The 12349-nt window shown below is 61.1% G+C and carries 14 protein-coding genes; 3 read left to right on the top strand and 11 right to left on the bottom strand.

Annotation, left to right across the window (positions count from 1 at the left end):
* Positions 1–151 precede the first annotated feature (151 nt).
* Positions 152–670, top strand: a complete 519-nt coding sequence (ompX, locus tag ACUTQY_RS09455) for an outer membrane protein OmpX (RefSeq protein ID WP_019454480.1) — start codon at positions 152–154, stop codon at positions 668–670.
* Positions 671–755: 85 nt separating this feature from the next.
* On the opposite strand, the gene ACUTQY_RS09450 is transcribed toward ompX, so the two are convergent.
* Positions 756–1739: a nitrilase family protein gene (locus ACUTQY_RS09450; RefSeq protein ID WP_046686678.1), complete on the bottom strand. Its 984-nt coding sequence runs from the start codon at positions 1737–1739 to the stop codon at positions 756–758.
* Between the two features lie 91 nt (positions 1740–1830).
* Here ACUTQY_RS09450 and ACUTQY_RS09445 point away from each other — a divergent pair, with 91 nt between their 5' ends.
* Entirely contained in the window at positions 1831–2703 is an 873-nt protein-coding gene (locus ACUTQY_RS09445) for a LysR family transcriptional regulator (RefSeq protein WP_445583262.1), read from the top strand.
* 4 nt (positions 2704–2707) lie between these two features.
* Here ACUTQY_RS09445 and ACUTQY_RS09440 read toward each other — a convergent pair whose 3' ends face one another.
* From ACUTQY_RS09440 to ltnD, 6 genes are all read right to left on the bottom strand, one after another.
* Positions 2708–3238, bottom strand: coding sequence for a GNAT family N-acetyltransferase (locus tag ACUTQY_RS09440; RefSeq protein ID WP_033650561.1), 531 nt, complete (start codon positions 3236–3238; stop codon positions 2708–2710).
* Positions 3239–3301: 63 nt separating this feature from the next.
* Positions 3302–4672, bottom strand: coding sequence for a GntP family transporter (locus ACUTQY_RS09435; RefSeq protein ID WP_445583263.1), 1371 nt, complete (start codon positions 4670–4672; stop codon positions 3302–3304).
* 106 nt (positions 4673–4778) lie between these two features.
* Complete coding sequence (gene otnI, locus ACUTQY_RS09430) at positions 4779–5555, bottom strand: 2-oxo-tetronate isomerase (protein ID WP_342188315.1); 777 nt, start codon at positions 5553–5555, stop codon at positions 4779–4781.
* Positions 5556–5558: 3 nt separating this feature from the next.
* Positions 5559–6191, bottom strand: a complete 633-nt coding sequence (gene otnC, locus ACUTQY_RS09425; protein ID WP_089194452.1) for a 3-oxo-tetronate 4-phosphate decarboxylase — start codon at positions 6189–6191, stop codon at positions 5559–5561.
* On the bottom strand, positions 6188–7447 hold the full coding sequence (otnK, locus tag ACUTQY_RS09420) for a 3-oxo-tetronate kinase (RefSeq protein WP_080273378.1): 1260 nt from the start codon (positions 7445–7447) through the stop codon (positions 6188–6190). Before otnK ends, otnC begins: the two co-directional genes overlap by 4 nt.
* Positions 7447–8361, bottom strand: a complete 915-nt coding sequence (gene ltnD / locus ACUTQY_RS09415; protein ID WP_033642399.1) for an L-threonate dehydrogenase — start codon at positions 8359–8361, stop codon at positions 7447–7449. The genes otnK and ltnD overlap by 1 nt, the downstream gene beginning before the upstream one ends.
* Positions 8362–8644: 283 nt before the next feature.
* On the opposite strand from ltnD, the gene ygbI reads away from it, so the two are divergent.
* Positions 8645–9421 (top strand): DNA-binding transcriptional repressor YgbI, encoded by a 777-nt coding sequence (gene ygbI, locus ACUTQY_RS09410; protein ID WP_445583264.1) that lies wholly within the window; start codon positions 8645–8647, stop codon positions 9419–9421.
* A gap of 101 nt (positions 9422–9522) precedes the next feature.
* Here ygbI and ACUTQY_RS09405 read toward each other — a convergent pair whose 3' ends face one another.
* The 4 genes from ACUTQY_RS09405 to ACUTQY_RS09390 form a co-directional block, all read right to left on the bottom strand.
* Positions 9523–10098, bottom strand: a complete 576-nt coding sequence (locus ACUTQY_RS09405) for a hypothetical protein (RefSeq protein ID WP_046686681.1) — start codon at positions 10096–10098, stop codon at positions 9523–9525.
* 122 nt (positions 10099–10220) lie between these two features.
* Positions 10221–10988 (bottom strand): molybdopterin-dependent oxidoreductase, encoded by a 768-nt coding sequence (locus tag ACUTQY_RS09400; protein ID WP_033650565.1) that lies wholly within the window; start codon positions 10986–10988, stop codon positions 10221–10223.
* Positions 10981–11586, bottom strand: a complete 606-nt coding sequence (locus ACUTQY_RS09395) for a cytochrome b/b6 domain-containing protein (RefSeq protein ID WP_123061497.1) — start codon at positions 11584–11586, stop codon at positions 10981–10983. Before ACUTQY_RS09395 ends, ACUTQY_RS09400 begins: the two co-directional genes overlap by 8 nt.
* Before the next feature lie 13 nt (positions 11587–11599).
* Entirely contained in the window at positions 11600–12226 is a 627-nt protein-coding gene (locus ACUTQY_RS09390) for a hypothetical protein (protein ID WP_046686683.1), read from the bottom strand.
* Between the last annotated feature and the right edge of the window lie 123 nt (positions 12227–12349).

Here is a 12349-nt window from a genome sequence, read left to right as displayed (position 1 = left end):
AGAAGAAGATACACTGTTCTTGAAATCTTCTGTTACACGATATAAAGCATTAGACACTCATTTCAAGGCAGAGTTTCACGCTAATTTTTGTTATATTTTCAAAGCATGAACAAATGGATGTACTTAATAATAAAACGCGTTTGAGGTGGTTATGAAAAAAATTGCATGTCTTTCCGCAGTAGCAGCTTGCGTATTAGCAGTTAGCGCAGGTACCGCATTCGCTGGTCAGAGCACCGTATCCGCTGGCTATGCGCAGGGTGATTTCCAAGGCGTTGCTAACAAAGCCGACGGTTTCAACCTGAAATACCGTTACGAGTTCGACAACAACCCACTGGGCGTAATCGGTTCCTTTACCCACCTGGAAAAGGACGGTTCTCAGGACGGTTTCTATAACAAAGCTCAGTACAACTCTATCTCTGCCGGTCCAGCATACCGCATCAATGACTGGGCGAGCATCTACGGTCTGGTTGGCCTGGGTTACGGTAAATTCACTACCAACGCTCAGAACGGCACTTCTCGTCACGACACCGCTGACTACGGCTTCACCTATGGCGCCGGTCTGCAGTTCAACCCAATCGAGAACGTTGCCCTGGATGTCGGTTACGAGCAGAACCGCATTCGCAGCGTTGACGTTGGCACCTGGAACGTTGGCGTAGGCTACCGCTTCTAAGTGTGTTCGTGCCTGCGGGCATGAACCTGCGGCCTTGTTTGCCGCACCCATAAAAAATCCGCCTCCGGGCGGATTTTTTTATCTGTCATTCACCGCCGCGCCCCGTCGGCTGCGTCGAAAAGCGCGCGCTGCGGGCATCGCGCTCGTAGCCTTGCGGCTCGGTCAACAACCCGTACAGCTCGGGGCGCCGCCCGTAGATCCAGCGGCGACCGGTGCTGAGCGGGATTAGCGTCAGATCGAGCTCGGCGCTGACCATCCGGTCTTCCGCCGCCCAGGTCTCCGCCACGATCCGGCCGTAAGGATCGAGGATCATCGCGTTGCCGGTGCGTATTTCATCGTCATCTCGGCCCACGCCGTTGCTGAACAGCAAGAACAGCCCGTTGTCGTGAGCGCGCGACGGCAGCCAGCGCATCAGCCAGCCGCGGCCGTGTTCGCCGCGAAAGGCGGCTTCTATCGCCTGCGGATCTTCCACGCGCCGCTGCCACAGCGCCTGCGGGATCGGCTTCATGCCGTGCGGGCTGCGCGAATGGGTGCCGCCGGTCTGGTGCGGGGCGATCAGCACGTCCGCGCCCAGCAGCGCCGTTGCGCGCACATTCTCCACCAGATTATTGTCCCAGCAGATCAATACGCCCACGCGTACGCCCCAGGGGGTATCGAACACCGTATAGCGGTCGCCGCTGGCGATAGCCGGGTGCTCGAAGGCGTGCAGTTTGCGGTGCACATGCAGTTCGCCGTCCGGCAGACAAACGGCATAGGCGTTGTAACACCGGCCGTCATCGCCAAGCTCGATCAGCCCGACGCCAATCGCCATGTTGTAACGCTCAGCCAGCGGGCGAATGCGCGCCAGCGAAGGGCTGCTCACGATCGGTTCCGCCAGCGCCCGCACTTCGGCGTCGGACAGATGGCGCACGTGCCAATAGCCGGTGACACACATTTCCGGGAAGGCCAACAGCTGTATCTGTTGTTCGGCCGCTTCCGCGATAAAGCGTTCCATGGTCGACAGGTTGTAATTCTTGTCATTGGCGCGATGCTGGAATTGCACCGTGGCGGCGCGTAATGAGGTGGTCATGGGATCTCTCCGGTTGGGGTCTGCATTGATTACAGCAGGCGAATTGATTACTGTATAATCAATTAAATTCCTTATTTGATAACCTAATGGAATGGATATAAAACAACTGCGCGCCCTGGTGGCGCTGGCGGAGCAGGGCAACTATCGGCAGGCGGCGAGCCTGCTGTGCATCAGCCAACCGGCGCTGAGCAAGCAAATTCAGGCGCTGGAAGCCCAGCTTGACGTTCGGCTGTTCGAGCGCGGCCGACAAGGGGCGGTGCTCACTGCCGGCGGGCGGCGGCTTTACCCGGAGGCGCAGGCGCTGGTGGAGCAGTATCAGCAGTTTCAGCGGCGCGCGCGGCGGGTGGCGCTCGGGGAAGCGGGGCGGCTGGCGCTGGGGTTTGGCCTGTCCAGTTTTCATCTGGCGCCGCAGCTGGTGGCCGCCTTTCGCCAACGGTTTCCCGAGGTGGCGATTGGCCTCGAAGATCTGCCGTCGGAGCGGCAGTATCAGCTGTTGCTGCAGGGAGAGTTGCAGGCGGGGTTCGTGCGCTTGCCGGTCAATACGCCGCTGTGCTGCGTCGCGTTGTTGAGCGATAGGTTGGTGCTGGCCGCGCCGGGCGCGCTGGCGCTGCGCGCCGACGATCTGATGGCGCGTTTCAATCAGCTGCCGCTGTTGCAATTGACCCCTAAACGCGGGCGCGGGCTGAGCGATCAGTCGCTGCGGTTTATCGCCGCTCACCGGTTGACGCCGAACGTGGTGCAGCAGGCCGGCGACATCCAGACGCTGTTGGCGTTGGTTGCCGCCGGCGTCGGCGTCGCGCTGCTGCCGCACAGCATCACGCATATCGCGCCGGCCGGCATCGACATTTTACCTCTGAGCGGCGAGGAGACGGAGTGTCAGGTCGGTATCGCCTGGGATCCGCAGCGCACCGACGCGCTGCGGGACAACTTCATTCAGACGGCGTTGGCGGTGCAACGCGCTTAGGCATTCAAAGCGGGCAGTGCATCACCACGATCGGGTTTTGATGGTACTCGCTGCGGTGGCTTTCGCTGAAGCCGACCTTTTTCGCCAACGCCAGCGAAGCCTGGTTTTCCGGTGAGATGATGCAGACGGTTTTTTCCCCCGGCAGGTGCGTTTTCCCCCAGGCCAGCGCCGCCCGCAGCGCCTCGGTGGCATAGCCTTTGCCGTGCGCCGAACTCACCAGCGTCCAGCCCATCTCCGGCGCATCGAGCGCCGGGGTGATGTCGCGCAGGAAGTTAGAGAAGCCGATGCTGCCGAGGTACTCGCCGCTCTGCTTGTCACGCACCGCCCAATACCCGTATCCCAACAGCGCCCAGTGGCCAACGTAGCGCATCAGGCGCCCCCAGGAGTCTTCCCGGTCGCGCGGGGTGCCGCCGATATAGCGCACCACCAGCGGGTCGGCCCACAGCGCGGCCAGCGAGTCGAAGTCGTCCAGCGTGTGCGCGTCCAGCCGCAGGCGTTCGGTGATAAGCGTGGGCGCGGTGTTGATTACGGTCATGTTGCTGCTCCTGCACAGGATGAAAGGCGATGAAAAACAACGGCGTTCAGTATGCCAGAGAAATCACGCCGCCAGCCACAACAGCCAGGTGAACAGGAAGCCGCTCAGGCCGAGCAGGGTGGTCAACACCGTCCAGATCTTCAGGCCATCGGCCACCGACAGCCCCAGATAGCGCGTGACGATCCAAAAACCGGAGTCGTTGACGTGCGAAAGCCCGAGCCCGCCGAAACAGGTCGCCAGGGTTACCAGCACCAGCTGCAGCTGATTCAAGCCGCTGACCGCTTCCGACAACAGGCCGCCGGTGGTCAGGATCGCCACGGTGGCGGAACCCTGCGAGGCGCGCAGCGCCAGCGAAATGATAAACGCGGCGGGCACCAGCGGCAGGCCGATGGCCGTCAGCACTTCCGCCAGCGCCTTGCCGACGCCGGACTCCACCAGCACCTTGCCGAACACGCCGCCCGCGCCGGTTACCAGGATCACCACCGCGGCGGTCGGCAGCGCGGCCCCCATCACGTCGCCGGCGTGTTGCAGGCTCCAGCCGCGGCGCAGCGCCAGGAAATAGAAGGCCAACAGCAGGGCGATCATCAGCGCCACCGCCGGCGAGCCCAGCAGCGACAGCGCGTCGCGCAGCGCCGAGCCGGCCGGCAGCAGGGTGGCGGAGACGGTGCCGAGCATGATGATGGCGATCGGGATGACGATCAGCGCCGCCACCAGGCCGGCGCCGGGCGGGTTGATGCGATCGCTGAGCGGCGCGTGATCTTCCGGACGCGGCTCCGGCGCCGCCAGCTGCAGCTGTTCCAGCACCTCTATCGATAACGGATAGGTTTTGCGGTTGAGGTAGTTGGCGGCGAAATAGCCGATAACGCCGACCGGAATACAGATCGCGAGGCCGATAATGGTTAGCCAGCCGATGTCGGCGTTGAGCAAGCCGGCGGCGGCGACCGGGCCGGGGTGCGGCGGCAGCGCGACGTGTACCGTCAACATCACGCCGGCCATCGGCAGGCCGAACTTGAGCGGCGACACTTTGGCGACCTTGGCGAAGCCATAGATAATCGGCGCCAGAATGATAAAGCCGACGTCGAAGAACACCGGAATGCCGAGAATAAACGCGGCGAGGGTCAGCGCCGCGACGGTATGTTTCGGCCCCAGACCCTGGCTGAAACGCTGCGCCAGCGACTCGGCGCCGCCCGATTGTTCGATCATGCGGCCGAGCATCGCCCCCAGACCGATGATGATGGTCACCGAGCCGAGCACGCCGCCCATTCCGGCGGTCATCACTTTCATCACTTCGCCGGTCGGAATGCCGCTGGCCAGCGCCACCAGCAAACTGACCACCAACAGCGCGACAAAGGGTTGCACCTTCGCCTTAATCACCATCAATAACAGCAGCACCACGCCGAGTACGGCAATCAGCAACAGCAGAGAGGTAGACATGAAAAAAGCCTTTCGTTGGGTAAGCGTTGGGCACCGCGATCGCCGCGTGGCGATACGGGTGCGTTTCATTGTTATAAAATCGATTTCCTGGTGTCGGCGTGCGGCTTTAGCGGTAAGGCTTCAGCCAGCCGAGCCCGGCGGCGGTGTCGCCGCGCGGGCGGTATTCGCAACCGATCCAGCCCTGATAGCCGAGCGCATCCAGCTTGTCGAACAGCCACGGGTAATTCAGTTCGCCTTCGTCGGGCTCATGACGATCCGGCACCGAGGCTATCTGGATATGCGCGTAGCGCCCGGCCAGCGTCTCCAGCAGCCCGCTGATATTGCCGTCCACCAACTGCGCGTGGAAAAAATCGAACTGGATGAACACGTTCGGTCTTTCGATCGCCGCCACCGCTTCCGCCGCCTGATGCTGACTGGCGAACAGGTAGTCGGGCTTGACCGGCGGGCTGAGCGCCTCGATCAGCACCTTGACGCCGTGCGGCGCAAAAGCGTCGGCGGCATAGCGCGCATTGGCGATAAAGGTGTCGAGATAACGCCGTCGATCCGCGCCTGCGGGCACCACGCCGGCCATCAGGTGCACGCAGGGGCAGGAAAGGGCGATGGCGTAGGCCAGCGCGCGATCGATATCGGCGCGCGCATCCCGTTCGCGGCCCGGCAGCGCCGCCAGCCCCCATTCGCCGGCGGCGGCATCGCCGGGCGCGGTGTTGAACAGCACCTGTTGCAGGCCGTGTTCGCGCAGTTTCTCGGCCAACAGATCGGCGGGATGCTCGTAAGGGAACAGGATTTCCACCGCGCTGAAGCCCTGTGCGGCAGCGGCGGCAAAGCGATCGAGGAACGGCACCTCGGTAAACATCATCGACAAATTGGCGGCAAATTTAGGCATGGTTCAGCTCCGTAATTCGGCAATTTCATCAGCGGTCAAATAGCGGATCGGACGATCGCCGAGGGTGAAGATCAGCCGCGCCGCATCTTCCATCTCTTCGGTATTGTCCGCCGCCGCTCGCAGGTCTTTACCCGTCACCACCGGCCCGTGGTTGGCCAGCAAAAAGGCGCGGTGGGTCGGCGCCAGGCGGGCCAGATCCTGCGCCAGCCTTTCGTCGCCGGGCCGGTAGTAAGGCACCACCGGCACCTTGCCGACGCGCATCACCACATAGGGGGTGAACGGTTTGATGGCGTTGTCGGCGTCCAGCCCCTGCAGGCAAGAGAGCGCCGTGAGGTAGGTGCAATGCAAGTGCACGACCGCTTTGCATTCCGGGTTGTTCAGATAGAGCGCCCGATGAAAGCTGATCTCTTTCGACGGTTTGTCGCCGGAGAGCCAGTCGCCGTTCAGGCTCACTTTAGACAGGCGATCGGCCTGCAACTCGCCGAGACAGGAGCCGGTCGGCGTCGCCAGCAGCGCGCCGTCCGGCAGCATCAGCGAGAGGTTGCCGGCGGAGCCGGTGGCGTAGCCGCGTTGGAAAAACGAGGCACCCAGGCGCACCATCTCTTCACGCGCCTGCTGTTCAATCGTCATGCTCATACCGGGAACTCCGTTTGCGCGCGCGCGAAGAAGGCTTCATCGCCAAAATTACCCGATTTCAGCGCCAGGGAAATGGCCCGATCGCTGGCGCGCACCCAGGGAACGCCGGGGGAAATGCTGGGGCCGATATGGAAGCCGCGAATGCCCAGCGCCTGCGTCACCACGCCGGAGGTTTCGCCGCCGGCGACGATAAAGCGGCTGAATCCCAACTGGCGCAGTTGCACCACCAGCTCGGCGAACAAGGCTTCCACCGCCTCGCTGGCGGCGGCGCCATGCCGTTGTTGCGTTTGCTGCAGCGACTCCGGCGATGCAGTGGCGTAGATCAGCGGGGCAAGCGTTTCTCCGGCATGGCGCTGCGCCCAGTGCGCCAACTCGACGGCGTAGGCGGCGCGCGTCTGGGGATCGAAGCAACGGTCGATATCGATGGCCTGCGCCGCCGCGCGTTCGCGATAGTGCGCCACCTGCCGGTTAGTCATGACGGAGCAGGAGCCAGACAGCACCGCCGCCTTTTCCCCCTGCGGCGCGCCGGCCGCCTCTGCCGAACGTTCGCCGTTCTGCGCCCATTGCCGCGCCAGGCCGATCGCCAGGCCCGAACCGCCGGTCACCAGCTTCATCGTTTTCAACGCTTCGCCCTGGGTAAGCAGATGCCGTTCGTTGAGCGTGTCCAGCACCGCGTAGCGCACGCCTTCCTGCGCCAATTGCTGCAGCTTCTCGCTGACTGCCTCGGTGCCGCGATCCATTTCCGCCGCCATCACCAGCCCACAGCGTCCGGCGGCCTGGGATTCCATCAGGCGAAGCAGGTTGCTGTCGGTCATCGGCGTGACCGGGTGATGACGCATGCCGGACTCAGACAGCAGCTGTTCCCCGACGAACAGGTAGCCCTGATAGACCGTGCGGCCGTTTACCGGCAGCGCCGGGGAAACAACCGTGAAATTTTCCCCCAGCGCGGCGAGCAGGGCGTCGGTCACCGGGCCGATATTGCCCTGTGCGGTGCTGTCGAAGGTGGAGCAGTATTTGAAGTAGAACTGGCGGCAGCCCTGTTTTTGCAGCCAGGCCAGCGCTTGCAATGCCTGTTCGATCGCCTGCTCTGCCGGGCAGGAGCGCGATTTCAGGCTGATGACGACCGCCTGAGCGTCGACCGGCGTTTCGTCCTGCGGCACGCCGTTCAACTGCACCGTCGGCAGGCCGTTTTGCACCAGAAAGCTGGCGATGTCGGTCGCGCCGGTAAAATCATCCGCGATTACGCCGAGCTGCATCAGAGCGTCTCCTTTTTCTGCGGCAGATCGATGCCGGCAAAGATTTTGATTACCGCGCTGTCATCTTCTTTACCGTAGCCGGCGTTGCTGGCGGCGGTAAACATGGTGAAGGCGGTGGAGGCCAGCGGCAGCGGGAAATGCAGCGCCTTGGCGGTATCCGCCACCAGCCCCAGATCCTTGACGAAGATATCCACCGCCGATTTGGGCGTATAGTCGCCGTCGACCACGTGGCGCATGCGATTTTCGAACATCCAGGAGTTGCCGGCGGCGTGGGTGACGACGTCATACATGACGTCCAGCGGGATGTTGGCGCGAGCGGCCAGCGCCATGGCTTCCGCCCCGGCGGCGATGTGCACCCCGGCCAACAGCTGGTGGATGATTTTTACCGTCGCGCCCAGGCCGATGGTTTCGCCGATGCGGTAAACCTTGCCGGCGATGGCGTCCAGCACGGGTTGCAGGCGCGCGAAGGTGGCGTCGGCGCCAGCGGCCATCACCGTCATTTGGCCTTCTTCCGCCTTGGCCGCCCCGCCGGAAACCGGCGCGTCCAGCATCGCCAGGCCGTAGTCCAGCAGCCGTTGCTCGATCTGTTTGGCGTCATCGGCGGAAATGGTCGAAGACACCATCACCGCCGTGCCCGGCTTGAGCTGCGGCGCCAGGCCTTGCTCGCCGAACAGGATTTGCTTCACCTGCGCGGCGTTTACCACCAGCAGCAACACGGCGTCCAGCTCGGCGGCGAAGTCGCGCGCGCTGGGGGCCGTTTGTTTCGCTCCGGCCTGTTGCAGCGCCGCCAGCGCCTGCGGATTGAGATCGGCGCCGTAGGTGGTCAATCCGGCGCGGAGGCATGAACGCGCGGCGCCCATGCCCATCGCCCCCAGCCCGATGACGCAAACGGCATAATTCCCTGGGTGTGTCATACTGCACTCCTGTTAATTTTAGTGATAATTTGTTTTGTTGTGTTAAATGTAAGCGCTTGTCGGTCGATTATCCGCGATCGTTATCACAATAATTAACAATGCGTGAAACGGATTTTTCGTGCGATTTCTGGCCTAAATCAACATTACTATGATGTTTTTAAATAAGTTTATGTTTGGCTGGCCTAACTGCGCTGGCCGTCACGCTGCGAGAAATAAGGGCTATCGGCGAACGAAAATTGACGTAAAATCACAATTATTATCACCGCAGCAACGAGAGGGAACCGTGATACCTGTAGAACGCCATCAACAAATTCTTGCGCTGGTATCCGAACGCGGCGTCGTCAGTATCGCCGAGCTGACCGAACGGCTGGGGGTGTCGCATATGACGATCCGCCGTGACGTGCAAAAGCTGGAAGAGCAGGGGGCGGTGCAGTCGGTCTCGGGCGGTGTGCAGGCGCCGGAACGGGTGGCGAGCGAACCTTCTCACCAGACCAAAGAGGGGATGTTCGGCCGGCAGAAAATCGCCATCGGTCGGCTGGCGGCGCGGCAAATTCCCGCCAATAGCTGTATCTATCTGGATGCCGGCACCACCACGCTGGCGCTGGCGAAACAGATCGGAGAACGTGACGATTTGACGGTGGTGACCAACGACTTTGTCATCGCCGGGTTTCTGATAGAGCATAGCCAGTGCCGAATCATCCACACCGGCGGCACCGTGTGCCGGGAAAACCGTTCCTGCGTCGGTGAGGCGGCGGCGCAGGCGCTGCGCGGTCTGTTTATCGATCTGGCGTTCATCTCCGCCTCTTCGTGGAGCATGCGCGGTCTGTCGACGCCGAACGAAGATAAGGTGATGGTGCAGAAGGCCATCGTCGAGGCCAGCCGCCGCCGCATTCTGCTCAGCGATACGTCCAAATACGGCAAAGTCGCCACCTATCTGGCGCTGCCGATCGCCGCCTTTGACGCCATCATTACCGATGAGGGGTTGCCCGCCGCCGCGCGGGAGGCCATTGAGCAAGCGGGGATTGCATTGCTGACGGCGGAAAAAGAAGAAGAAGAATAAGAACGAACCGGAATCAGGATGAAAGTTCGGTATCGATGCTACGTGCGGGCGGTTCACTGGCTTCAACGCCGCCGCGTTCACGCCATTCGCGGCGCCTTTGTTCAGCCCATTCTTCGTGGAAGGCTTGCATCTCTTTTTGGTGCCGTTCCTTCATGCTCATAGGGGTTGGGTGGGATTCTGCCGTTAACAGGCGGGATTTCGATGACATATAATCCGTCCTCAATAAGCGCTTGGTTGTACAAATAATGTACGCGATGCGCGTGTTTTTTCAAGAGCGAGTCATAAATTCTGGCTAACGCTGGCCTGAGCGGTACGCTGAAAACTAATCTTGCTTGGTATTGCGTCACAAAAGTGACGATCGCCAGGCCGATGCCATTAATGAAGAGTTGTTCTCGTTCATACCGGGTGTAAGCCATCCTGGTATAGGTATCAAATAAGGATCTCGTTACTTCGGCGCGATTTTCCAATGCTCTTACATCGTACAGTTCCATGACGTAAGCATTGTCCAATACTTCCGAGGCAGGATAAGCCCCAATAAGCCATTGACGCATCCTTAACGTCGCTTTTTTAAAATCAAGGTAATACGCAGCAACGCTGCTGGCTTTTTTATAAACCGTTATTCGATACCTATACTCCGTGACAGGCCGTGCATTGATCTCCCTCACATCAATATCCATGATAAAATCCTTTTTACTATTATTTTTCCTATAGTTATCCCCTTTGTGACGAACAGATTATTAACCGCGGCGGAGACGATCCTCCAGCCGCCGATGAAGGTTGTGCGCAGCGCCGCGCAAAACTAAATGCCGCTGAACCAGTTGTAGCCCTGATCCTCCCAATAGCCGCCCGGATTGACGTCGCTGACGAAGATCGCGGCGATATGTTTGGCGTTTTTGAACCCCAGCTTGGTCGGCACGCGTAGCCGCAGCGGGTAGCCGTAGTCCGCCGGCAGCGCCTTGCCGCCGAAATCCAACGCCAGGATGGTCTGCGGGTGCAGCGCGGTGGCCATGTCGAGGCTGGCGTAGTAGCGATCGGCGCATTTGAAGCCGACGTAACCGGCATTCAGATCCGCGCCGACGTGCTGCAGAAAGGTGCGCAGCGGCACGCCGCCCCATTGACCAATGGCGCTCCAGCCCTCAATGCAGATCAGACGCGTGATCTGACTTTGCTGTGGCAGCCGCTGCAGCTGTTCCAGCGTCCAGGGCGCTTTTTTCTCCACTTTCCCCGCGACCTCAAGCCGGTAGCCGGCGAGATCGATCTCGGGGACGTTGTATTCCGGGTAAAATGCGTTAAAGGGGAAAGGGTGAGTGATCTGGTCCGGCCGGTAAGTTTGCGCCAACCGCTGGCCGCTGAACAGCCAGGCCTGCACCCGGTCGTTCCAGCGCGACATGGCCCACAGCACCTTATCCACCCGATCGCCGTCTTGCAGATTACACCCGGTCAGCATGGCGATGCCGCCCAGCGTCAGCCCGGAGCGCAACATCAGCCGGCGTTGCAGATTGACCAGCTGCTTTTTTTGGTCCGGTTCCAGCGTCGGCGCGGTTGCCCGCTGTTTTTTCTCATTCATGTTTGCCACCCGTTATCATCGCCCACAGGGTTTTAGGCACGACAGCCACCATAAATACGTGGATCACCACAAACAGGCCGATGCCGGCCATGGCGAAGAAATGCACGTAGCGCGCGAAGTCGAAGCCGCCAAACAGCGCGACCAATCCCTGCAGCTGAACCGGTTTCCAAATCGCCAGGCCAGACAGCACCAGTAATAGGCCGAGCGCCAGTACGCCGAGGTACATCAGTTTCTGAATGGCGTTGTAGCGGCCATGCCGGTGGCGCAGGCGCAGCGTCATCGCCAGCCAGATATCCTGCCGCAGCGCGTCGGCGCGAAGCGGCAACAGATCGTGGCGAAAATGGCCGCTGAACAGGCTCCACAGCAGATAGCAGACGGCGTTGAGCGCCAATAGCCACATCACCGCCAAATGCCAACCAATCGCGCCGCCCAGCCAACCGCCGAGCGTCATCTGCGGCGGAAAGCGGAAATCGAACAGCGGCGAGGCGTTGTAGATTTCCCAACCGCTCATGAACATGCACACCATGGCGAACAGGTTGATCCAATGAGTGATTCGAACCGGCCAGCGATGCACCGGCGGCGACGCGTTGGTCTTCATGGCATTCCTCCGGTTACATCGGCGGCACGGTGCCGTCTTTGCCGGCGGAAATGCGGGTGGCGATGCGTTCGCCCTTATCGTTGACGGCGGAGAACAGCACAATGTGCACGCCCGGTTTCAGCAGGCTCAGATCGCCCGGATCCAGCGTCACGATCGGCACGTCTTCCGGCACGACGACGGTTTTCTGCTGGTTACCGTAAGTGACGGTCAGGGTGCGGCCGTTGGATTTCACCAGTTTACCGACGGTGCCGTTGGTCATGGTGTCCACTTTGCCGTCGGCGGATTCCCAGGCCGAATGCCCTTCGCCGGTGCCGCGCAGGCTGGCGGCGAACACGTGCACTTCCAGTGCCTTGAGCGTGCCGTCCGGCTGCGGCACGGCGGCGGTGCCGATAAAGCTGTCCGGTTTGATATCGTCCAGCGTGGCTTTGGAAACGCTGAGCACTTTAGTTTGATCGTTCAGCTTGACGCTGAGTGTCTCGCCCTTGCGGTCGGTCAGCTGCAGATTGCCGTCGGCAACTTGCGTGATGGTGCCGCGCAGCGGCGCAATCACCTTGCCCGGCGTTTGGGCGGCGGCGGCCAATCCGCTGGAAAGCAGTAACGTGGACAACAGTAAACCGGCTATACGATGACGGGTAATCATAACGTTCTCCTGAAATGAGTTTGCCGGTTAAGCATGGTTGACCTACTGGGTCAGCGCCATGGCCGTTTGATGACATTAATGTCATCAAGTTTGTCCGCCGAAGCTGCTAGTATTTTTGCAGAC

It is taken from the genome of Serratia sp. TSA_130.1, assembly GCF_052691795.1.
Note: the sequence above shows the minus strand (reverse complement) of the source record. Positions and strands in the feature narration are given on the sequence as shown.

Coding starts and splice junctions, on each gene's coding strand:
- ltnD (WP_033642399.1), bottom strand. CDS start 8,361: ATGACACACCCAGGGAATTATGCCGTTTGCGTCATCGGGCTGGGGGCG.
- ACUTQY_RS09445 (WP_445583262.1), top strand. CDS start 1,831: ATGGATATAAAACAACTGCGCGCCCTGGTGGCGCTGGCGGAGCAGGGC.
- ACUTQY_RS09390 (WP_046686683.1), bottom strand. CDS start 12,226: ATGATTACCCGTCATCGTATAGCCGGTTTACTGTTGTCCACGTTACTG.
- otnC (WP_089194452.1), bottom strand. CDS start 6,191: ATGAGCATGACGATTGAACAGCAGGCGCGTGAAGAGATGGTGCGCCTG.
- ACUTQY_RS09435 (WP_445583263.1), bottom strand. CDS start 4,672: ATGTCTACCTCTCTGCTGTTGCTGATTGCCGTACTCGGCGTGGTGCTG.
- otnK (WP_080273378.1), bottom strand. CDS start 7,447: ATGCAGCTCGGCGTAATCGCGGATGATTTTACCGGCGCGACCGACATC.
- ACUTQY_RS09405 (WP_046686681.1), bottom strand. CDS start 10,098: ATGGATATTGATGTGAGGGAGATCAATGCACGGCCTGTCACGGAGTAT.
- otnI (WP_342188315.1), bottom strand. CDS start 5,555: ATGCCTAAATTTGCCGCCAATTTGTCGATGATGTTTACCGAGGTGCCG.
- ACUTQY_RS09440 (WP_033650561.1), bottom strand. CDS start 3,238: ATGACCGTAATCAACACCGCGCCCACGCTTATCACCGAACGCCTGCGG.
- ACUTQY_RS09450 (WP_046686678.1), bottom strand. CDS start 1,739: ATGACCACCTCATTACGCGCCGCCACGGTGCAATTCCAGCATCGCGCC.
- ACUTQY_RS09400 (WP_033650565.1), bottom strand. CDS start 10,988: ATGAATGAGAAAAAACAGCGGGCAACCGCGCCGACGCTGGAACCGGAC.
- ACUTQY_RS09395 (WP_123061497.1), bottom strand. CDS start 11,586: ATGAAGACCAACGCGTCGCCGCCGGTGCATCGCTGGCCGGTTCGAATC.
- ompX (WP_019454480.1), top strand. CDS start 152: ATGAAAAAAATTGCATGTCTTTCCGCAGTAGCAGCTTGCGTATTAGCA.